Annotated in this window: 17 protein-coding genes; 4 read left to right on the top strand and 13 right to left on the bottom strand. The window is 72.2% G+C overall.

The annotated features are described in order from the left end of the window. Positions 1 to 11 precede the first annotated feature (11 nt). The 8 genes from OHT61_RS01535 to OHT61_RS01570 are packed head-to-tail and all read right to left on the bottom strand — an operon-like array spanning position 12 to position 7,607. A complete protein-coding gene (locus OHT61_RS01535) occupies positions 12 to 1,760 on the bottom strand; it encodes an AMP-binding protein (protein ID WP_329034303.1) in 1,749 nt (582 codons plus the stop codon). Further along, positions 1,760 to 2,875, bottom strand: a complete 1,116-nt coding sequence (locus tag OHT61_RS01540; protein WP_329034305.1) for a Glu/Leu/Phe/Val dehydrogenase dimerization domain-containing protein — start codon at positions 2,873 to 2,875, stop codon at positions 1,760 to 1,762. The genes OHT61_RS01535 and OHT61_RS01540 overlap by 1 nt, the downstream gene beginning before the upstream one ends. A 56-nt stretch (positions 2,876 to 2,931) precedes the next feature. Continuing rightward, entirely contained in the window at positions 2,932 to 3,495 is a 564-nt protein-coding gene (locus OHT61_RS01545) for a type 1 glutamine amidotransferase (protein WP_329034308.1), read from the bottom strand. Next, entirely contained in the window at positions 3,492 to 4,322 is an 831-nt protein-coding gene (locus OHT61_RS01550; protein ID WP_329034310.1) for an amino acid kinase family protein, read from the bottom strand. Before OHT61_RS01550 ends, OHT61_RS01545 begins: the two co-directional genes overlap by 4 nt. Then, a complete protein-coding gene (gene argC, locus OHT61_RS01555; protein WP_329034311.1) occupies positions 4,319 to 5,374 on the bottom strand; it encodes an N-acetyl-gamma-glutamyl-phosphate reductase in 1,056 nt (351 codons plus the stop codon). The genes OHT61_RS01550 and argC overlap by 4 nt, the downstream gene beginning before the upstream one ends. Then, complete coding sequence (locus OHT61_RS01560) at positions 5,371 to 6,225, bottom strand: ATP-grasp domain-containing protein (protein ID WP_329043055.1); 855 nt, start codon at positions 6,223 to 6,225, stop codon at positions 5,371 to 5,373. The genes argC and OHT61_RS01560 overlap by 4 nt, the downstream gene beginning before the upstream one ends. 1 nt (position 6,226) lies before the next feature. Further along, positions 6,227 to 6,412: a lysine biosynthesis protein LysW gene (locus OHT61_RS01565; RefSeq protein ID WP_329034314.1), complete on the bottom strand. Its 186-nt coding sequence runs from the start codon at positions 6,410 to 6,412 to the stop codon at positions 6,227 to 6,229. Positions 6,413 to 6,449: 37 nt separating this feature from the next. Further along, positions 6,450 to 7,607, bottom strand: a complete 1,158-nt coding sequence (locus tag OHT61_RS01570) for an isopropylmalate synthase (protein ID WP_329034316.1) — start codon at positions 7,605 to 7,607, stop codon at positions 6,450 to 6,452. A 260-nt stretch (positions 7,608 to 7,867) separates the two neighbouring features. Here OHT61_RS01570 and OHT61_RS01575 point away from each other — a divergent pair, with 260 nt between their 5' ends. Continuing rightward, positions 7,868 to 8,626: a maleate cis-trans isomerase family protein gene (locus tag OHT61_RS01575; protein WP_329034317.1), complete on the top strand. Its 759-nt coding sequence runs from the start codon at positions 7,868 to 7,870 to the stop codon at positions 8,624 to 8,626. A 108-nt stretch (positions 8,627 to 8,734) separates the two neighbouring features. On the opposite strand, the gene OHT61_RS01580 is transcribed toward OHT61_RS01575, so the two are convergent. The 4 genes from OHT61_RS01580 to OHT61_RS01595 all read right to left on the bottom strand — a co-directional run bounded on the left by OHT61_RS01580 (position 8,735) and on the right by OHT61_RS01595 (position 12,955). Then, the gene (locus OHT61_RS01580; RefSeq protein WP_329034319.1) at positions 8,735 to 9,451 is read right to left on the bottom strand and encodes a response regulator transcription factor; all 717 of its coding nucleotides are present in this window, start codon (positions 9,449 to 9,451) and stop codon (positions 8,735 to 8,737) included. After that, complete coding sequence (locus OHT61_RS01585) at positions 9,435 to 10,667, bottom strand: IS701 family transposase (RefSeq protein WP_329034321.1); 1,233 nt, start codon at positions 10,665 to 10,667, stop codon at positions 9,435 to 9,437. The genes OHT61_RS01580 and OHT61_RS01585 overlap by 17 nt, the downstream gene beginning before the upstream one ends. Positions 10,668 to 11,043: 376 nt before the next feature. Then, positions 11,044 to 12,306 carry an MFS transporter gene (locus OHT61_RS01590; RefSeq protein ID WP_329034323.1) on the bottom strand — a complete coding sequence of 421 codons (1,263 nt, stop codon included), beginning with the start codon at positions 12,304 to 12,306 and terminating at the stop codon, positions 11,044 to 11,046. A 79-nt stretch (positions 12,307 to 12,385) separates the two neighbouring features. Beyond that, complete coding sequence (locus OHT61_RS01595) at positions 12,386 to 12,955, bottom strand: SDR family NAD(P)-dependent oxidoreductase (RefSeq protein ID WP_329034324.1); 570 nt, start codon at positions 12,953 to 12,955, stop codon at positions 12,386 to 12,388. Between the two features lie 187 nt (positions 12,956 to 13,142). Between OHT61_RS01595 and OHT61_RS01600 the strand changes: the two genes are divergently transcribed. Beyond that, positions 13,143 to 16,646 carry an AfsR/SARP family transcriptional regulator gene (locus tag OHT61_RS01600; RefSeq protein ID WP_329034325.1) on the top strand — a complete coding sequence of 1,168 codons (3,504 nt, stop codon included), beginning with the start codon at positions 13,143 to 13,145 and terminating at the stop codon, positions 16,644 to 16,646. Between the two features lie 35 nt (positions 16,647 to 16,681). Here the strand turns inward: OHT61_RS01600 and OHT61_RS01605 are convergent, their stop codons facing one another. Beyond that, positions 16,682 to 18,814 carry an alpha-galactosidase gene (locus OHT61_RS01605; RefSeq protein ID WP_329034327.1) on the bottom strand — a complete coding sequence of 711 codons (2,133 nt, stop codon included), beginning with the start codon at positions 18,812 to 18,814 and terminating at the stop codon, positions 16,682 to 16,684. A gap of 180 nt (positions 18,815 to 18,994) precedes the next feature. On the opposite strand from OHT61_RS01605, the gene OHT61_RS01610 reads away from it, so the two are divergent. Further along, complete coding sequence (locus OHT61_RS01610; RefSeq protein WP_329034329.1) at positions 18,995 to 20,182, top strand: ROK family transcriptional regulator; 1,188 nt, start codon at positions 18,995 to 18,997, stop codon at positions 20,180 to 20,182. Continuing rightward, positions 20,179 to 21,489: an ABC transporter substrate-binding protein gene (locus OHT61_RS01615; protein WP_329034331.1), complete on the top strand. Its 1,311-nt coding sequence runs from the start codon at positions 20,179 to 20,181 to the stop codon at positions 21,487 to 21,489. Before OHT61_RS01610 ends, OHT61_RS01615 begins: the two co-directional genes overlap by 4 nt. Positions 21,490 to 21,529 lie beyond the last annotated feature (40 nt).

The following is a 21,529-nucleotide window of genomic DNA, read 5'->3' on the forward strand; positions in this document are numbered from 1 at the left end:
AGCTCCAGCCGTCAGGGGTGGGTGGCGGACGTGGATCGAGGTGCGGGTGCGGTTTCGGCGTACCGCTCGCGCAGCTCGGCCTTGCGTACCTTCCCGGTCAGCGTCTTGGGGAGGGCCCCGACCACTTCCAGGCGGTCCGGCAGGAAGCGGATGTCGTGGCCCGCCTCGGTGATGCGGTTCCGTACCTCGTCGAGCGAGGGGCCCTGGCCGCGGCGCCCGACCACGACGGCGACGATCACGTTCGCCGGGCCCGGCGCCTCCTCACGGTCCGTCGGCGCCTCCAGGCCGACCAGCGCTGCCTCGACCGCATCGGGGTGGCTGCCGATCACCGCCTCCAACTCGGCCATGGGCGCCACGTGTCCGTCCCGCACGATCGCGTCGCGCGCCCGGCCGATGATGCGGATGCCGCCGCGGCCGTCGTCATGGGCGAGGTCGCCGGTGTCGAACCAGCCGTCCGCGCCGAGTTCCGCCGCGAATGCCTCCGGACGCCTGTGGTATCCGAGCGCGAGCGACGCGCCACGCACCTTGAGCCGTCCCACCGCCCCCGTGCTCTCCCGGACACCGGTCGTCCCGAACGACTCGGACGTCTCGATGCGCGTCTCCATGGCGTCGATGGCGGTGCCGTTGCTCCGGGACGCCCAGCCCTCGGGGTCCTCGGGCCGGGTGGTGGTCACCGGGCCGTTCTCTGACATGCCCCAGAGCGAGTGGGCACGGGCTCCCAGCGTCTCGCGTACCTCGTCCGCGAGCTCCCGGAGGACCGGCGCCGAGCCGATCACCACGTGTCGCAGCGTGCTGGTGTCGCGCGGATCGGTCCGCTGTGACACCGTCACGTCGGCGAGGGTGGCGGGCGGACCGTACAGGAGGGTGGCGCCGTACCGCTCCACCAGGTCGAGCAGCGCCTCGTTGCGGCGTACGTCCTGGAAGGTGGTCGTGCCGCCGAGCATGACGCCGGCGAGGACGCCCTGCGCGAACCCCGAGTAGTGGACGAGCGGTGTCGAGACGGCCGTGACCCAGCCGTCGGCGCCGCCGAACGCGTCGGCGTACCCGCGTACCGCGGAGTGGACCGTGTTCTGGCTGTGCACGACGCCCTTGGAAAGGCCGGTGGTGCCGGAGGTGAACAGCACCACGAACGGGTCGTCGGCGCCGAGCGCCAGCCCGTCCAGACGGGCGGCCGCTCCCTCCCGCTCTTCACGCGCCTCGGCCACGAAGTGTTCGTGGAAGGGCAGCGCGCCCTCGGAAGCTGGGCCGTCCACCACCATCACGTGTTCCAGGGAAGGCAGTTCACCCATGAGCCGGGTGACGGTCTCGGCCAGCGGAGTGCCGGCCCACTCCGGGAGGGTGACGCACACCCGTGCCCCTGTGAGGCCGAGGCGGTGGCGCAGTTCCGCTTCCGTGCAGACGGGCGAGACGGGGATGACGACGGCGCCGACACGGATGCAGGCGAAGATCAGCGGCACCATCTCCCACCGGTTGGGGAGCTGTACGGCGACGAAGTCCCCCGGCCGCACGCCGAGGTCGAGCAGGCCCAGGGCGAACCGGTCGGTCAGGCGGTCCAGTTCCGCGTAGTCGAGTGTGTCGGTGCGGGATTCAGTGACGCGCCGTCCCGCGACGGCCAGCCGGCGCGGGTGCAGGCGGGCCTGCCGGTGCAGGTCGTCGAGGAAGCTCTCGTCCCGCCACCAGCCGCGCCGGCGGTATGCGGCGGCACGCTCCTCGGGGACGGTCACCGCTGCGGGGACCACGTGTGTGGCCGCTGTGCTCATCAGCGGTCCTTCCGGCGGGCCGCGAGCAGCTCGGGCAGCGGATTCCCCGCCCGTGCGGCCGCGATCTCCAGCAGGTCCCGGGTGTTCTGCCGGACCCGGTCACCGACCCAGTCGAACACCCAGTCCTTGCGCGCCTGGGCGGGCAGGTTGAACGGGACGACCCGGGTGACGGCCAGGGCCGCCGAGGCGGCGCCGCCGATGTTGGCGATCACGCCGGGGACCAGGGAGGCGCCCGAAGCGGCGATCTTCTCCTTCGCCACCGCGCTGGAGGCGAGGTTGGCTCCCTCGACGACGAGGCCGGCCCTCAGACGGTGGGTGTTCTCCGCGGTGAGCGCGTACTTCTGCGCCGCCAGGATCAGCAGGTCCGCGTCGACATCCAGCCAGGCGTCCGCTTCGGCGGAGAGTGTGACGTCACCGGGCAGGCGGCTGCGGTCGATCCGCCCGTACTCGTCCGTGACGGCGGTCAGCCCGGCCACCGGAAGCCGCTCCGCGCTGATGGTGCCCTGCACGTCGGCGACGCCCACGACGACGTGCCCCCGGTCCTCCAGGAACCGCGCCACGGCCCGGCCCACCGCGCCGAAGCCCTGCACCACGACCCGGGCCGGCCCGGTGCGCCCGCTCGACTCCAGGGCGGTGATCGCGGCGACCCCGACGCCGTGCCCGGTGGCGTCGATGAGGGGTTCGTAGTAGGTACGCCAGTCGATCGGCATGTCGGGGGCACCGAGGCGGAAGCGGGGGTCGTAGCCTGCCTCGGCGAAGAAGACGGCCCGGTCGGCGGGGGTGACACCCATGTCGATGCCGAGGTGGATGCCGCCGTGGAGGAGCGGCTTCACCGTGCGGCCGAAGGTGCGGAAGGTCTCCTGGCGGTCGGTGCCGTCGGAGACGATCCCGGCTTTGGCACCGCCGATGCGCAGACCCGCCAGGGTGAACTTCTCGGTCATGTCGCGGGCGAGGCCGGCGACCTCCTCCTCGGTCACCCCGGTGGTCATCCGGGTGCCGCCCATGGCCAGGCCGTCGACGAGCGTGTCGACGACCACCCAGCCCTTGATGTCGCCGCCGCTGCCGTTGAGGTGGACGGTGAGGGCGGGGTCCTGCGGCTCTTCCGGAGCACTCATGGCTGCTTCCTTGCGTCTGGTGTGTACGGGGGTCGGGAGCGGGAGGTGAGGTCCGGTCACCGGTAGAGCTGCGCGAAACCCCGCAGGATCTCCAGGCCGTCCTTGCGGAACTCGAGATGGGCCTGCGAGCCGAAGACGCGGCCGTCGTCGGAGCGGAGGAACTCGACCGGTGCGTGTGCGGAGCGGCCGATGACGCGGTAGCCGGCCGGGGCTTCGCGGAGGTAGAGGGTGTGCCGGTGAAAGACGGTGACCGTCGGTTTCACGTAGGTGAAGATCGGCTCCTTTGTGTCGACCTGCGCCTCGTATCCGCCGACCCGCTGCGGGCCCTCTTCGAGGCGTCCGCCGGCGGCGACGCCGAGGATCTGCAGACCGCCGCAGATGCCGAACACCGGCACGTCCGTTCGGGTGACGAGGTCGATCAGCGGCTTGTAGTACTCGCTGTCGTAGGCGCGCACCTTGGTTCCGCTCAGCACGATGGCCTGGTAGCGGCCGTCCACCCGTGCGGGCACGGAGCGGGCGTCGGTCGCTTCGGTCTGCGACCCCAACGCTTCGAAGCGGGACTGGAGCTGTCTGAGGGACAGCGTTCCGTTGTTGACGACCAGTACACGGGGCCGCGTCATGCGCTCGCTCCTGACGTGTGGGTGGGTGCCTGCGCGTCGGTGATGACCGTGCCGGTCCGGCCGGCGAGCAGGTCCGTGACGGCGGCGCTGCCGATGACGACCCGCTCCACGCCCTGGTCCAGGGCCTCCCCCGCGGCGCGCAGCTTCTTGCGCATGCCGCCCTTCGCGCCCTTGTCCCGGAAGGCTGCCGCTTCCCTGCGGCCGATCAGGCGGACCGGCTCGCCCTCGATCAGGAGGTGGGCGACGTCGGTGACGAGGACGAGGTCGGTCGCGCCGGTGGCTGCGGCGACTGCGGCGGCGGCCCGGTCGGCGTCGGTGTTGACCTCCTGGCCGGCCGCGTTCCGCGCCAGCGGGGTGAGGAGGTAGGCGTGGGAGGGCCGGAGGTTCTTCAGAGGGGAGACGTCCACTCCGGTGATCGGGCCGACGAGGTTGTCCAGTTCGACGAGTCGCTTCTCCCGCCACCACCAGCGCTCGCCCTGGCCCGCGCTCACGAGGCCGTCGCTGCCGAGCAGCCGTTCGGTGGTGATCCCGCGGTGCTCCAGCCGCCGCAGGACGACGTCGGCCAGTTCGCTGCTGACGGTCTTGATGTCGTCGATGACCTCGGGGGTCGTCCACCGGCTCTGGTTGCCGTACCGGTCGCGCAGGATCGCCGACGGTTCGCCGTAGCGGGCGCCGAGCTCCCTGAGCGGCTTGGACCAGCCGTGGACCAGGACCAGAGGGTGCTCCCGGCCGTGGCGGGCGAGGTCGTCCCACCACTCCCCGTCCAGATCGTCGAGGCAGCTCCCGCCGAGCTTCACCACGGTGGGCACATGACTCCGTGCGCTCATGCCGGCATCACCGGCTGCTGCGTCAGCCCGGTCCCCTCCGGCAGGCCGAACCGCAGGTTCGCGGCCTGCACGGCCTGGCCCGCGGCCCCCTTGACGAGGTTGTCGAGTGCGGCGAGCACGACGATCCGGCCGCCCTCCTCGTCGTGCAGGACCGTCACGTCGGCGAAGTTCGACCCGAGCACGGCCTGCGGGTCGGGCACCGGGATCAGCGTCTCGTCGTGCCGTCGCACCCGCACGAACGGGCGTCCCTTGTAGAAGCGCAGATAGGCCCGCGACAGCTCGCGCTGGTCCACCTTCTCGTCGGTGAACACGTACGAGGAGGTCAGCAGCCCGCGTACGTGGGAGACGCCGTACGCCGACATCGACAGGTTGCCTACGGTGCCGGGCTTGCTCCTCTCCAGGAAGTCGGCGACCTCGGCGGCGTGCCGGTGACCTGTCGGGGAGTACGGGGCGATGGCACCGGCCCTGAACGGGTGCAGGTCGGAGGTGCGCAGTTGGAGCCCGCCGCCGCTGGACCCGCTCTTTCCGTCCACCACCACGGTCTTCAGTGCGAGGCCGAGGCCGAGTGTGAGCGGGGCCAGGCCCAGGGTGATCGCCGTGGCGTAGCAGCCGGGCAGCGAGATCAGTGAGGCGTCCTTCAGCTGGTCGCCGACCAGCTCCGGCACGCCGTAGACGAAGCGGTCCGCCAGGTCGGTGCGCCGCGCGACCTTCGGGTACCAGCGGTCGTGGAGGCGCGGAGTCCGGATGCGGAACGCGCCGCTGAGGTCGACGACGGCCGGAATGCGGTCGGCGAACAGGCCGGCCAGCTCGGCCGACACCGCTGCGGGGGTGGCCAGGAAGAGGACATCGACCTGGTCCGCGACGTCCTCGGTGACGGGCCGCACGGTCAGGTTCTGGTGGATGCGCAGGGCGGGATGGAGCTCGGAGGGACGCCTGCCGATGCTGGACGAGCCGCCCAGGAACGTCAGCTCCATGCCGGGGTGCTGGGTGATGAGTCGGATGAGTTCGCCACCGGTGAACCCGGAGGCACCGACGACTCCTGCGCGGATCATGCGAGCAGCTCCTGCAGATGGCGGCCGATGGCCGAGGGGATGTCCGCTCCGGTGGCGGAGGCCACCGCCCGGAAACCGGGCGCGTGGTTCACCTCGTTGACGACGTAGCCGTCGGGGGTGGCGAAGAGGTCGACGCCGTAGATGCCTGGTCCCAGTACGTCCACCACCCCGTCGACGATCTTGAGTACGTCGGGGTCGTGGCCGACGGGGCGGTTCCTGTTGCCGAGGGCGGCGTTGTTGCGCCAGTCGCTCCCGCCGCTCTCGAACTCCGCCGCGCCGACCAGGTCGCGTCCGACGACGAGGCACCGGACCGAGCTGCCGCCCAGGTACGGCTCCACCACACTGGCCTGTTCGAAGGCGTGGGCCAGGTCCTCGATGTAGTCGTAGACCGAGTGCGCGGTGTCGGCGTGCCGTATCAGCGTGACCCGCTTGCCCATGCCGCCGAAGACGGGCTTCAGGACGAGGGGCAGTGGCAGGTCGGCGAGCGCCTTGTCGAAGTCCTTGCGGGACAGCACGAGCCGGTGGTCCGGCACCGGCACGCCCGCGGTGTGCAGCAGGGCGCGCAGGGCGGCCTTGTTCTCGCAGGCGTGGATGGCCCGGGCGGTGTTCAGCGTGGGGATGCCGGCCGCCTCGGCGAGCGTGGCGATGAGCCCGCCGCGGGTGTAGCTGCGGCTTCGGATCAGCAGGGTGTCGTATCCCTTGACGGCGGGGGCGTCCGGGTGGCCGAGGGAGAGCGACTCGTCGTTGATCCAGTCGATACGCAGGCCGAAGGCCGGGGCCGCCTTGATCAGGAGGCGTTCCTCCCAGGCGACGCGGTCGGCGACGAGGGCGACGGCACGGAGACGGCCCATGTCACTGGCCCCAGTCACGGAGCTGCACCTCGACCATCTCCAGCGTCAGCCGGCCGTCCTCGACGGCCTCGACGCGGAGGGTCAGGACGCACTCGGGGCACGAGAGGGTCTCGCCCTCGGTGACCGGGGGCACGGTCAGGTCGGTCTCGCACTCGGGGCATACGCCGGTCAGGGTGGCGGTGGACATGGTTCAACTCCGTTTGGGTGTGCGGGGTGGCGGGTGGTCAGACGTGTACGGGCCGGAAGTCGATGGCGGCCTTGCGGATCGCGTCCCGGTCCAGCAGGGGGCGGCCGACACGCTCCTGCCGGTCGGCCAGCCAGGCGGTGAAGGCTTCGATGTCGACACTCAGGTCCGTTCCGGCGAGGGCCCAGGCGACCAGGGCCGTCGTCAGGCGGCCGCGGACCCGCAGCTCCCGGCTGTTGCCGACGAGCTCGGCCGGCAGCGTCTCGTACGCCTCCGGGTGGCTCAGCTGGCCGGGGAGCTCGTACGCGAAGGCGTGCGGCGTGGTCGGTCCGGACTGGAAGGCGTCTCCGAGGCCTGCGCCCCTGAGGGCGATCCTCGACAGTTCGGTGAGGTGGGTCAGGTCGAAGCGGGTGTCACCGTGGATCACGCGGAGGGACGTGAGCAGTTCGGCCAGCGGGGCGTTGCCGCCGCGCTCGCCGATGCCCCCGACGGTCGCCGAGATCCACTGTGCGCCGGCACGCACGGCGGCGAGGGAGTTGGCGACGGCCATGCCCAGCATGTTGTGCGAGTGGATCTCGATCTCGGAACCGTCGATGGCGACGATGTCCGCGATCACCTCCTGCATCCGCCAGGGGGAGAGGAAGGCGACGGTCTCCGCGAGCCTGAAGCGGTCGGCGCCGGCGCCGAACCCGGCTTCGACATAGGGGACCAGCCGCTCCTTGGGGGTGCGGGCGCCGTCCTCGCCGCTGAAGGTGACGTGGAAGCCACGTTCCTTGGCCTGGGTGATGGCCGAACGGGCGAGCGCCTGGAGGAACTTGGGGCTGTCCGAGCCGAGCTTCAGCCGCGCGTGCTGCTCGGAGGTGGGGATGGAGTACATGATGTGCCGCACGCCCAGGCGCTCGGCCTCGTCGAGGGCCAGCGCGACCTGCCGGCGGTCGCGTACGACGAGAAGGGTCATGCTGCGCTCGGGGCCGACGGCCTCGTGGGTGGCGAGGACCAGGTCGGCGTCCTTGGAGTCCGGGCCGGAGACCATGCCCACCTCGACGAGCTCGACGCCCGTGGCCACCAGCAGCTCCGCGATGGCGGCGGCATCCTCGGGGCCGAACTCCACACCTGCCATGTGTGCGGAGTCCCGCAGTGTCGCATCGGATATGCGGGGCAGCCTCTCCGGTGCCCCGGGGCCTTCTGCTGCTGCCATTTCATTTACTCCTTGTTCCCGAAAGGGGTCTGCATTCCCGAAAATTCTGTGAGGCGGGATTCGGGGGCTTCATAGGCGCTGACCGCCGATCAACATCCTTCGCCCCTCGGAAGGAAAGAGCAACGGCTGCCGGGTCAGGTCTCCGTGATGAAGTGTCAAGGAATGTCAAGAAGGAAAGGGAATGTTGGTCCGGTGTGCGGAGGCGCCAATTCTCGTCCGATCGTGGATCACCTCTGCGACCCACGTCCTACGGTGCGGGCATGGACCTTTTCCCACTGCCCCGCCTCGGTGTCGTCGTGCCACCGGAGAACCCCACGGCGGAACCCGAGTTCAGCCAGCTGCTCGGCGACGCGGTGAACGTCTACGCCTCCCGGTTCCCGGTGACCCCGGGGGCCGGGCTCAGAGCGATGCTGGAGAGGTACAACGAGGTGCTGCCGCACGTGGTCGGCGGTTTCGGCGCGCTGCGCCTGGACGCCATCGTGGTGGCCTGCAGCGCGTCGCACTACCTCCTGGGCCCCGACGGCGACCGGGCCTTCTGCGACGAACTGTCCGAGCGTGCCGGTACTCCCGTGCGGTCCTCCACGCAGGCGATCCTCGCGGCCTGCGAGGCGCTGGGGGTGTCCCGTCTGACGCTGGTGTCCCCCTATCAGCCGTGGCTCACCGACACGTCCCACGCGTTCTGGGAACGAGCCGGCCTGACGGTCGACGGCGTGGTGCTCGTACCGGTGGACGAGGGCCCGGACGTGAACGGCGACCCGCACTACGACCCGTACGCCGTGACGGCCGCAGCGATCCTGCGGCGCATACGGGAGCGGGAGCTGCCCCGCGACACGGCGCTCCTGTTCACGGGTACGGGTATGGGCACGCTCGCCGCCCTCGCCGAGCTGGCCCGGCAGGAGCCGCGGCGCACACTGCTGACGTCGAACCTGGCCTCGGCGTGGTGGGCCCGCCGGTCGGCGGGGATCACCGACGAGGCGCGTCACCCACTGCTGCGAAGACTGGAGCGCGCGGTGGTGTGACGCGGCGGGCGGGGAGGGCCGGTGCGCGCGGGGCTGGGTGCGACCCGCCGGGGCGGCATCACGGGCGCCGGACGCGGCCCTTCCCCCGGAACCCCTCTCCGGGAACGCTCAGCCGACGGCCGACTCGGGCATGCGCCAGGCGTAGCCCATGCGGTAGCCGACTCCCCGGACGGTGATGATCCAGCCGCTGTTGCCGAGCTTGGCGCGGAGGCTGCTCACGTGCGTGTCGATGGTGCGGCTGGTGTGTCCCCAGTCGCTGCCCCAGACGCGCGCCATCAGCTCCTTCCGCGTCACCACCGTTTCCGGGGTGGCGGCCAGCGTGTAGAGCAGTTCGAATTCCTTCGACGTGACGCCGACGAGCCGATGGTGCAGACGCACTTCCCGTAGACGTGGATCGATATGGAGATGGCGCAGGGATATCTCGGCCGGAAGGGCCTGCCGGGGCTGCGCACGACGCAGCACTGCTTCTATGCGGGCACCGACCTCCCGGAATCCCCAGGTCTTCACGACGCAATCGTCCGCGCCCGCATTCAGTGCGAGGACCCGCCCGAGTTCGTCGTCGGCGTCGGTGACGGCCATCAGGGCCGTATTGCCGCTGTTCCGTAGGGAACGGCAGAGTTCCAGACCGTCGATATCGGGAAGTTCGAGGGAGAAGAGCACCAGATCCGCATCGGCGTGCTCCCGCAGGGCCCACCGTCCGGTGCCGACACTGCGAGCGGTGAAACCCTGTCGCCGGAGATCGCTCACCCTGGCGGCGGCGGTTTCGGTGTCGTGTTCCACGACGAGTACCTGTCTCACTGCCCCGTCCTCACTCCGCTGTTTCATGTCGGTTCCCGGCGCCCGTGAGTACTTCGGAAGGAGCCCCGGCCGGTTCCGTCGGTGCGGTGGGTGCATCGCGGGCGCCGAAGAGGCATTGGTAGACGTAGGCGGCCGAGGCCATGGTCATGTGATGGTGCCAGCCGGGGAAGGAGCGGCCCTCGAAGTCGAGGGCCCCGAACCGCCGGCCGAGCACGGTGACCGCCGAGAGCGCCGCGGTGTGGCCGCGGGCGAGCTGGAGCACCTCTTCCACGCGGTGGTCCGCGAGTGTGGTGAGCCAGTACCGGGCAGGCTGTCGGCCGTCGGGGTCCGGCCGCTGCAGAACTCGGTAGGGGCGCGCGCCCGCAACGTCGTTGCCGGGGTGCGCCAGCCCCACCGCGACGGAGTGCGCGGGGACCGGGACGGCCCTGATGCCTCCGGGAGCGCCCTGACGGAGGACCACGTGGGTCTGGCGGGACCGCGGCACCTGCATGAGCGCACTCACCGTGGTCACGACGGGCGTGTGCCGGCCGGCGAGCACCCGTTGGTCCGGGGCGACCTCGCACACGACGTCGGCCCGCAGCCGTGCCAGGCCCGCGAGGACCCCGGCCGCGTCGTCGCACCCGGTGAGGTCGAGCACCCAGGGCAGGCGCGGGATCCGGGGCTGCGCGGCCACCTCGGCGGCGTACCGGAGGACGTGGTCGGCGGCGGTCCGCCCGGCCTCCGTCCCGGGGATGCGCGCCCGGCGCCTGCGCTCCCGGTCCGAGTCCCACACGCCCGGGAGCACCAGGCTCCAGTCCACCGGGTAGCTCCCTGCGCCCGAGGCGAGGAAGAGGCCCAGCGCGCGCTGGCAGTTGACGGTGCGCCCGGTCACCGCGTCCATGCGCCGGTGCACGCCCGCCGAGTGCTCGCCTCGTTTGGGAATGATGAGTTCGGCGACGGTCCAGGCCTGCGGGGCGGTGCGCGCGGCCACCAGGCCGGCGAGCCGTCGGCGCACCGGGACCCAGTCCCACGGACTGGCGTTGATGAAGCGGTGCAGACCCCGTGCGGCGGCGGGGGGCAGGGAGTTCGCCCGTGCGGCGCGGCGCGGCGTCCTCCCGCCGGACAGGTGGATCAGGGTCCAGAGGTACACCTGGGCCCAGCGGCGCTGTTCGGGTCGCTTGAACGCCCCGAAGACCTCATCGACGAAGGTGCGCATGCGTGCGCCATCGTCCGGCAGCCCCGCGCGTACGTCACCTGACGACATCTGACGCCACTCCCCCTCGACACCGGCCGGCGCCCTGCACCCGGGCGGATGCATGGCACATGTGTACGAGGTGAAAGTACCGCCCGGGGCCTCGTTTGCCCGGGCACGCCTTCTACTTCGCTCGTTCGCGGGTCGACCTGCGCAAACGGCCTGCGGCGACGCCCGCTCGGCTGAGGACGGCGGAGGACGGGACCGGCTCCACCTGTGCCGTAACCGCCCCGAGGACATCTCAGGAGGAATATTAACAAATCATGAACATGGCCATTTTACGCGGGCCGTTCCCGCCTCCCGCGCCCGTCGGTGGTGGCGCACGGACGGAACCGCCGGATGACGATCGGTCATCAGCGGCGGCCCCACCGTGCGTGCGGTGCGTACGTCAGGCCGCCGGGTCCGTGACCGCCGTCCCGGCCGGCGACACCGGCCGCCGCGACGGGAAGCCCGCGTTACGGGCGTACAGGACGACCGCGATCACCGGAAGCAGGAGCAGCAGAACCGTCCAGGGGAAGGACGTGCTGCCGACCACGTCGAGCAGGACACCGCCCACGATGCCTCCCCCCGCCATGGCGACGTTCCAGAGCGTGACGAGCATCGCCTGTGCCGAGTCGGCGGATTCGCCCCCCGCGTCGCCGGCGGCGGTCTGGAGCAAGGTGGGCACGCCGCCCCAGCCGAGGCCCCACAGCACCGCGGCGACGTAGACGAGAGCGGTGGTGTCCGAGAGCAGGGCCAGAAGCGCGGCTGCGAGGGCGACCAGCAGGGCGCCGCCGACGGTGAGGCCACGCAGCCTGCGGTTGATCTGCGCGCCCACGATCCAGATGCTCACCAGCGACGCGGCACCGAAGACGAGGAGCAGCAGGCCCGTGCTGCCGCCGAGGCCGAGGTCGTCGAGGTACGTGGCGATGTAGGCGTACAGGATGGTGTGCGCCAGGACGAAGACCAGCGTGACGAAGAGGACCGGGGTCACCCCCGGCACGCGCAGGGTGGGCAGCATCTTCGGCCGCTCGCCGCGCCCCTGCCCGGGGAAGTCCGGTACCGCCACCGCGATCCAGACCAGGAGCAGCACGGTGAGGGCCGTCATGGCCAGGAAGGCGACACTCCAGCCGAGCCAGTCGCCGAGGAACGTACCCGCGGGCACGCCGAGGGAGAGCGCGACGGGAATGCCCGCCATGGCGACGGCCATCGCCTTGCCCTGGAGGTGGGCGGGCGCCATGCGCCGCGCGTAGCCGGCGAGCAGGGCCCACGCGAGGCCGGCCGCCACACCGGCGACGAAGCGGGCCGCCATCGTCAGCTCGTAGACGGTCGACACGGCCGTCACCGTGTTGGCGACGGCGAAGCCGCCCATCGCGGTGAGCAGCAGCTTCTTGCGCCGCCAGCCCGCGGTGGCGGCGGTGAGCGGGATCGCCGTGAGAGCGGTGCCGATGGCGTAGACCGTGACGGTCTGACCGGTCGCGGACTCGCTCACCCGCAGGTCCTGGCTCATCGCGGGGAGCAGACCGGCGGGAAGGGTCTCGGTGAGGCTGGTGATGAAGACTGCGGTGGCCAGGGCGAGCAGGGCGAACAGCGGCAGTTTCCGCTGTGCCTCGCCTCCGCTCGTCGGGTCCGGTGCCGCGGCGGCCGGCGCCGTGTCGGGTGCGGTGCTCATGGGGTGTGCTCCAGGTCTTCCGGAAGGGACGGGGGCGTAGGGGGAGTACGGATGGCGGGGGCGGTGCGCGGGCGCCGGTTCACGCGGGGCCGAGGCCGCCGTCGACCGGGAGCCGGACCCCGGTGGTGAAGGTCGCCTCGGTGGCCAGGAAGAGCGCGGCACGGGCCACTTCCTCCGCCGCGCCGAGCCGGCCCAGCGGAGGCAGGGGTACGGCGCCGGCCCCCGGCGCCTCGATACAGCCGGGCGCCACCGCGTTCACGCGGATGCCCCTGGACGCGAGTTCGGCGGCGAGCGCTTTCACCACGTCCGGGCACGGGGTGGGGGCGGTGAGCACGATCGCGCTGCCGTCCTCGAGATGGGGCAGCAGGCGCCTTGCGGTGGGTACGGCGTCGGAGAAGAGGAGGTCGACGCCTCCCCCGCCGTCCGCCGGTGCGGTCCGGGCCTGCGCGGCGAGGGCGTCCTCGACCATGAGCGGTGCCACGACCCGCGCGGAGGAGCCGAGTTGGGCCACGGCGTGGGCACGCTCCTGCGCGGTTCGGGCCGCGAGCACGACCGTCGCGCCGCCCTCCACGAGCCGCTTGGCGATGGCCAGACCGATGCCGGCCTCCCCCTCGACGACGACGGCGGTCCTGTGCGCGTACCTGGTCATGCGCGCCGCTCCCTCCGGGGTGTCCGTTCCTCGCCGCTGGGTGGTCCCACCCGCACGACGACTCTGCGCCCCGGTGCTTCGGGGAACCTTCCGGAAAACTTCGGGTCCGCCGACGGCCGGGCGGGCGGCCCCCTCCCCCTCGAGGAGCGGCCGAGCGGGGCGTCCCCGGACATGTACGGTGGGCCTCATGCGGTTTGGGGTGCTCGGGCCACTGATGGTGTGGGACACCGAGGGGCGGGAAGTCAGAGTCCCCGAGGCCAAGGTCCGGGCCCTGCTGGCCGACCTCCTGGCGAGCGACGAGGGGCCGGTCTCCGCCGACCGGCTGATCCGGGACCTGTGGGACGACGTGCCTCCCGGTAACCCCAGGGCCGCCCTGCAGGCCAAGGTCTCCCAGCTGCGGCGGGTCGTCGGCAGGGACCGGGTGGTGCGGCAGCCGCCGGGCTACCGGCTGCGGCTCGACGACGGCGACGAGGTGGACGCCGTACGGTTCCGCGCCCTGGCGACCGAGGCGCGCCTCGTCCAGGACCCCCGTTCCCGAGCCGTGCTGCTCACCGAGGCCCTGGAGTTGTGGCGCGGGCCCGCCTACGCGGACTTCGCGGACGGCGGGCTCGTGCGAGGTGCGGCGCAGCGCCTCGCGGAGCAGCGCGTGTCCGTGCGGGAGGACCAGGCGGAGGCGCGCCTGGAGGCACGGGACCACACGCTGCTCGCCGGGGAACTCGCCGACCTCGTGAGGCGCCACCCGCTGAGGGAACGCCTGCGCGCCGTTCAGATGAAGGCCCTGTACGCGACGGGCCGCCAGAGCGAGGCGCTCGCGTCGTACGACGATCTGAGGTGCAGGCTCGTCGAGGAGCTGGGCGTCGATCCCAGCCCCGAACTGGCCGCTCTGCACGCGGCGGTGCTCCGGCAGGACCCGGAACTGAGCGCCGTCTCGGAGGCCGGGGCGGTGACGGTGAGCCGGGCAGCGGCGGCCGCCCCGGGCGACGCGGCAGGCACGCGCGTCCCGCGCGCCGCGGCCGGCGCCGGTGACGCGGCCGCCCCCGCCGTCACGGCTGCGGTCCCCCGCACCGCCACACCGTCCGTGGCGTCGGCGAAACCGGACACCGCGGCGCTCCACGCCGCACCGGTGGGATCGGGCCCCGCGGCGGCCAAGGGCCCGGCCGGCGGCGCCGGGCCGGGCTCCCGCTCGAATCTCCCGGTTCCCCTCACCCCCCTCATCGGCCGCCACGAGGCCCTGGACCAGCTCTCGCGACTGCTCACGGAGAAGCGGCTGGTGACCCTGACGGGCCCCGGGGGCGTCGGGAAGACCCGGCTGGCCGTGGCAGCGGCGTCCGCCGGGCGGGACGGTGCCCGTGCCGGTGAACTGACGGACGGGACCTGGCTCGTGGAGTTCTCCGCGATCCGCACCGGCACGCCCGCCGACCTGGCTCAGGTCGTCGCCGCCACTCTGGGCATCCGGGACGACAGCCCCCGCTCGATGCCGGGCACCGGAAGCCCGGTGGCCTCCCTTCCGCATCGCCTCGCCGCCGCTCTGCGCGACCGCCGGACCCTGCTCGTCCTGGACAACTGCGAGCACGTCGTCGACGCCGCCGCCGGACTCACCGATCTGCTCCTGCGGACCGCCCCCGGACTGCGCGTCCTGGCCACGGGGCAGCAGCCGCTCGGGCTGGCGGGGGAGGCGGTGTTCCTCGTCGAGCCCCTGCCGCCCGCCGACGCCGCCCGCATGTTCATGGAGCGGGCGGCCGCCGCGGCCCCCGGCTTCCCGCGCACCCCGGACGATCCGGACGGGTCGGAACGCCGAGCCGTCGCCGAGATCTGCCGCCGCCTCGACGGCATCCCGCTCGCCCTGGAGCTCGCCGCCACCCGCGTGCGGGCGCTGGGGGTGCGGGGACTCGCCAGCCGGATCAACGACCGCTTCCGGGTGCTGACCCTCGGGCAGCGTGGTGCGCCGGCGCGTCAGCAGACACTGCGGGCGGTGATCGACTGGAGCTGGGAACTCCTGAGCGCGCCCGAACGGATCGTCCTGCGCCGACTGGCCGCGCACAGCGACGGCTGCGACCTGGAGGCGGCCGAGGCGGTCTGCGCGGGCGACGGTGTCACCGGCGACGAGGTGCTGGACCTCGTCACCCGGCTGGTCGACCGGTCCCTGGTGTCCGTCGTGGACGGGCCCATCGGCCCGCGCTACCGCCTGCTGGAGTCCGTCGCCGCGTACGCCACGGAACAGCTCCACGAGATGGAGGACTTCGACGCGGTCCGGGACAGGCACCTGCGCCACTACCGGGCGCTGGCCGAACAGGCCGAACCGCGGCTGCGGGGGGCCGGCCAGCGGACCTGGCTGGCCCGGCTGGACGCCGAGGCCGGCAACCTGCGGACAGCGCTCGACGAGGCGGTGCGGAGGGCGGGAGCGGGCGATCCGGGGGAGGCGGCGCGGCTCGTGACCGCGCTGGCGTGGTGGTGGCTGCTGCGCGGCCGTCTCACCGAGGCCCGGCGCAGCCTGGAGTCGGTGCGGGCCGCGAGCGCCGGCGTGGGCGAGCCCGCCGAACTCACCGTCCTGCACACCGCTTTCGCCCTGCTCACCGGCGACCACGCCGCGGCGGGCTCTCTCGCCGCGAGGGCCGGCGGCCCCGCCGCGGGAAGTCGCCTCCGGGCTGCGGGGGACGCGGTCCCCGAGCCCGTACGCCGGGCCCGTGCGGTGTGGCTCTGCGCATACGGCCTGTTCAGCGCGGGTGACACGGCCGAGGCCGGCGAGCTGAACTCATACGCCCTTTCTCTGTTCACCGCCGCGGACGATCCGTGGGGCACCGCAGCCGCGCTCGGTCTGCGCGCGACACTCTCGCTGGTCCGCGGCGACCTCGACGGGCTCGGCCGCGACGGGACGCGAAGCGCCCTGATCTTCCGTGAACTGGGTGACCGATGGGGCGAGTTGCAGACGGTGTCCCCGCTCGCCGCGCTCGCCGAGATCAAGGGGGACTACGAGGACGCGGAGAGCCGCCAGCGCGAAGGGCTGCGCATGGCTCGGGAACTCGGCCTGGACGCGGAGGTGTCGGCGCGCCTCTCCGGGCTCGGCCGGCTCGCGCTGCTCGCCCGCGACTGGGACCGCGCGCGTGACCTGCACGAACAGGCGCGGCGGATCGCGGCGGAGCAGGGCTACACCTACGGCGAGATCCACTCCGGAATGGGCCTCGCACTCGGCGCGCGCCGCTCGGGCGACCTCGACGGGGCCGAGGCCCACCTGTCGGGCATCCGCGACGGATACGCCGAGGTGTCGTCCCGGGCGGGCGACCACCTGCTCCAGGCCGAGCTCGGCTTCCTCGCCGAGCTGCGGGGAGACGCGCGCGGGGCGGCGGATCACCATCTCGCGGGACTGGAGATCGCCCGCGCCCTGGCCGAGCCCCGCGCCCTGGCGCTGTCCCTGGAAGGGCTTGCAGGTGCGGCGGCCCTGCCCGGCCCCGGATCCGCTCCCGGCTGCGCCGCCCTTCTCCTGGGTGCGGCGGCCGCCGCCCGCAGCGGGGCCGGAGCACCGCTGCCGACGGCGGAACGCGCCGACGTCGACCGCGTCACCGCTGCGGCGCGGGCCGCCCTGGGCGCCGCCGCGTACACCGATGCGTACGACCGGGGTGCGCGGCTGACCACCGGGGAAGCGGTCCGCCGCGCACACGCGGCACTCGGACCGCGACGGGGCACCTCCGCCTGACGGCAGGGGGTCCGTGCCTGACGGGCCGGGGGCTGTCAGGGGGACACGCGCATCAGGTGGATCGCCGTGCTCGCCCAGTCCCCCACCGGGAGTTCGAGCGGCAGACCGTGCTCCATCAGCACCGTCGCGTGGTGCGTCACGCCCGTCGCCACGTCCCGGTAGACGGCCGCCGGGTCGAGACCGGCGAGATGCACGGGGAACTCCGGCCGCCCCCTGCGCGGCGTCCGCTGCCACGCGAGCACCAGGGCCTCCGCCCTGTCGGGCGAGCTGTACTGCACGACCGTGGGCCCGTCGTCGACGGGGCCCCGCAGCCTGTGCTGGACGCCGTGCTGCACCAGATGGCGGACCTGCTTGTAGGCGTCGACGAATCCGGCACCCTCGGCGATCTCCTCGTCCGACCAGCGGGTGAGGTCACCGCCGACGGCCAGGAGCCCGGCCGACGCCACGTGGAACCGGAAGGCCAGCGGCACCGAGCGTGCGGTGAGCTCGTTGGGTACGTCGGTGACCCAGGCGGCCATCGTCGACGCCGGGTAGATCTGGCTGTAGCCGTGCTGGATCGCGATGCGGTCGGCCGCGTCGGTGTTGTCCGAGGGCCACACCTGGTCGGTGCGGGAGAGGATTCCGAGGTCCACGCGGCCGCCGCCGCCGCTGCACGCCTCGATGCGGAGCCGGGGGTGGTCGGCGCGCAGCCGGTCGATGACGCCGTAGAGGTTGTGGACGTACGTGCTCCACAGGCGGTCGTCGCCGTCGGGGCCGGACGGTCCCGCCTCGCTGAACGCCCGGTTCATGTCCCACTTGAGGAAGTCGATGCCGTGGTCGGCGACCAGCGCCGTGAGCCACCTGTACGCCCAGTCGGCGACGTCGTCCCGGGCGAAGTTGAGCACGAGCTGGTTGCGCAGTTCGGTGCGGGTGCGGTGCGGGAAGTGCAGGACCCAGTCGGGGTGGGCGCGGTAGAGGTCGCTGTCGGCGTTGACCATCTCCGGTTCGACCCAGAGGCCGAAGAGCATGCCGAGGCGGTGCACCTCGCCGACCAGCGGGCCGAGGCCGTTCGGAAAGCGCTCGGGGGACGGGGTCCAGTCGCCGAGGCCGGCCCGGTCGCTGCGCCGGGCGCCGAACCAGCCGTCGTCCATGACGTACAGTTCGGCGCCCAGTTCGGCGGCTCGGGCCGCGAGGGCCATCTGGCCCTTCTCGTCGATGTCGAAGCCGGTCGCCTCCCAGGAGTTGTAGAGGACGGGGCGCGTCTCGTCCGGGTGGGGTACGACGTGTGCGCGGGTGTAGGCGTGCCACGCACGGCTCGCCGCGCCGAAGCCGCCCTCGGTGCGGAGTCCTGCGAAGCGCGGGGTGGTGTGTGTCCCGCCGGGTGCCAGGCGCAGGGCCGTCGAGTCGTGTCCCGCGCCCCCGGTGAAGCCCGCACGGCCGTCGGAGGTGCGCTGGGCGGTGATGCGCCAGCTGCCGCTCCAGGCGAGGGCGGCGCTCCACACCTCGCCGTGGTCCTCACTCGCGCCGCCGTCGTCCAGCATGACCCAGGGGTTCGTGTGGTGGCTGGTGATCCCGCGCCGGCTGGTCAGCACGGTCTCGCCGAACGGCAGTGCCTCGCGGTGCAGTTGCGTCTCCGCGGCCCACTGCCCGGTGACGTGGCTGATCCGGTGGTCGCCGCGCGGCGGCAGGGTCCAGGCGGCCGAGTCGGCGCGCAGCAGGACGATATCGTCCGTTCCGGTGTTGTGCAGGGACGTCCAGCGCTCGATCACGTCGCTGTCCCGGTGCACGCGGTAGTGCAGCACGATCCCGAAGCCGTAGTGACGGTCACGGAAGACGAGGTCCAACTCCGCCGCCCCGTCGGGTGTTTCACGGATGTCGTGACGTTCGGGCAGCCACTCGACGGCGCGGGTGCCGTCGGCGAACCGGACCTGGAGGGACGGCACCCCGTAGCGTGCGCCGCCGGCGACCGGCAGCTCCTCGCCGACGGGCGGACGGCCCTCGAAGCTGCTGACCTCGCGGTCGAGCGCGTGTGGCCGGGCGGCTATCTCCCGCGCCTCGTCCAGGGTCAGCCTGCCGCCCCAGGCCACGTGGCAGGGCGCGCCGGTGCCGTCGATCCGCACCGCGTACGAGGTGTGCGGGGTGTTGAGCAACCACAGGCGGACGTCCGGGGCGTAGGAGATCTGGGGCATGGACGTCCTCACGTTCGGGGGCAGCACTGTGACGGCAGGTAGCCAATCCGCCCTTCGATCCGTTGTCAAGTGCCTGCCTGCGGGCAACTTTTGCTCGATACGAGGGTGATCAACTCCTGTTTCGCAGGAGTCCTGCTTTTTTTATTGACAGAGGAAATTAAGTCACCTACGTTTCCGGCCATGTCAACGACCGACCAGGTGGAGGCGTTTCCGGCGGCCACCCCCGCCGCGTCCCTGATCTTCACCACCGTGCTCTCGCAGGGGCCGCTCAGCCGTGTGGAGCTCTCCCGCCGCACCGGCCTCTCCTCGGCCGCGGTCACCAAGGCCGTACGACCGCTCATGGCGGCCGGCTACTTCGTCGAAGCCGTCGACGACAGTGCCCCACCCGCCGTCGGACGGCCGGCCAACCCGGTCCGGGTGGACGGCGGCAGGGCCCTGTTCATCGGCGTGAAGGTGACGGCCGACGAGGTGATCGCGGTCCTGGCGGACCTGTGCTGCCGCATCCGGCTGGCGCGCCATGTGCCGCTCACCGGTCGTGATCCCGGCTCGGTGATCGCCGTGATCACGGAACTGACGGCGGAGCTGAGGGTGGAGGCCGAGGGGTTCGGCGTCTCGGTCCAGGGGCTCGCGATCGCCATGTCCGGGGACGTGGACCGGGCGGCGGGAGTCGTCCGCTACTCGCCCTTCCTGGACTGGCGTGACATCGCGCTCGCCGACCTCGCGACGGCGGCCACCGGACTACCCACCACCGTCGACAACGACGTACGTGCGCTGACGGTCGCCGAGCAGTGGTTCGGCGCGGGCGTCGGACTGTCCGACTTCGCCCTGGTCACCGTCGGCGCCGGAATCGGCTGCGGCCTGGTGGTCAACGGGCGGGTGGTCTCGGGGGCGCACGGCATCGCCGGGGAGATCGGGCATCTGGCCATCGATCCCCGTGGTCCGCTGTGCCACTGCGGCAACCGGGGCTGCGTCGAGGCGATCGCCTCCGACTCGGCCATCGTGCGCAGGATCCGGCACGACACGGGCGAGCAGGTCACCGGACCGGCCCAGGCACTCGAACTGGCGCACAGCGGCAGTCCCGAGGCGCGCGAGGCGTACGCGGACGCCGGTGCGGCGATCGGCCGGGCGATCGGCACGGTGGTCAACCTGCTCGGTCCGGAGCGCGTGATCATCTCGGGCGAAGGACTCGCGGCGTACGACCTGTTCGCCGCCCAGATCAAGGAAGCGTTCTCCGCGACCGCTTTCAGCACAGCAGAACAGTGCGACGTGGTCACACGTCCGCTGCCGTTCGAGGAGTGGGCGCGCGGGGCCGCGGCCACCGCGATCCAGACCTTCACAGGGTCAGACACCATCCAGGAGAAGCGATGACGCAAGCGAGCCGCATACCCGCGACCGGTGGTCCGAGACGACGCACCGTCGTCAACGGGATGATGGGAGTGGGGGCAGCCGCCCTCGCCGGGCCCGCGCTGACGGCCTGCGGCGGCCCGCCGGCCGGTGACGCGAAGAGCGTGACGTTCGGGTCCAACGGCGCCGACGCCACACCCAAGAAGGCCTACGCGGCGGTGACCAAGGCCTTCACCGGGAAGACCGAGCTGAAGGTCAAGACCAACACGGTCGACCACGACACCTTCCAGAAGAGCATCTCGAGCTACCTGCAGGGCACCCCGGACGACACGTTCACCTGGTTCGCCGGCTACCGCATGCAGTACTTCGCGCAGAAGAAGCTCGCCGGTCCCGTCGACGACGTGTGGGAGACGATCGGCTCCGGGTACAGCGAGGCGGCCAAGCAGCTCTCCAAGGGCACGGACGGCAAGTACTACTTCGTCCCGCTGTACAACTACCCGTGGGCCGTCTTCTACCGGAAGAGCGTCTTCAAGGAGCGCGGTTACACGGCGCCGGCCACCTGGTCGCAGTTCGTCGCGCTGGCCAAGCGGATGAAGAAGGACGGGCTCTCGCCCATCGCGTCGGGTTACGGCGGCGGCGACAGCTGGTCCATCCTCGGCGCGTTCGACTACCTGAACCTGCGTGCCAACGGCTACGACTTCCACATGGACCTGATGCACGGCAATGTCGCCTGGAGCGACAAGCGCATGAGCAGGGTCCTGGACCTGTGGCGCGAGATCGCTCCGTACTACCAGCCGGGCGCCGGCGGGCGTTCGTGGCAGGACGCGGCGCAGTCGCTCCTCGAGAAGAAGTCCGGCATGGCCGTCATCGGACTCTTCCTCGGCCAGCAGGTCACCGACCCGGCGCTGCGCGACGACATCGACTTCTTCCCGTTCCCGGAGATCGACCCGGCGCACGGCATGGACAGTGTCGAGGCGCCCACCGACGGTTTCATGCTCAGTCGCAACCCGAAGAACCCCGAAGGGGCCCGGAAGTTCCTCGAGTTCCTCGGCAGCCCCGAGGCGGAGAACCTCTACATGGGTGTCGACCCGAGCAACGTCGCCGTCCACAGCAAGGCCGACACCAGCACGTACAACGCGCTGCAGAAGAAGTCGGCCGAACTCATCGGCGCGGCCAAGCACATCACCCAGTTCAGCGACCGGGACAGCGACCCGGGGTTCATCTCCACGGTCGTGCTGCCCGGGCTGACGCAGTGGCTCAGCCACCCGGACGACGGCACGGCGACGCTGAAGAAGATCGAGTCCCAGCGCGCCCGCTTCTTCTCCAGCTGATCCGACCCCGGATTCCCGAGCCGCCACCCCGACGACCCGC

The organism is Streptomyces sp. NBC_00178 (genome assembly GCF_036206005.1).
Classification (GTDB): Bacteria; Actinomycetota; Actinomycetes; order Streptomycetales; family Streptomycetaceae; genus Streptomyces.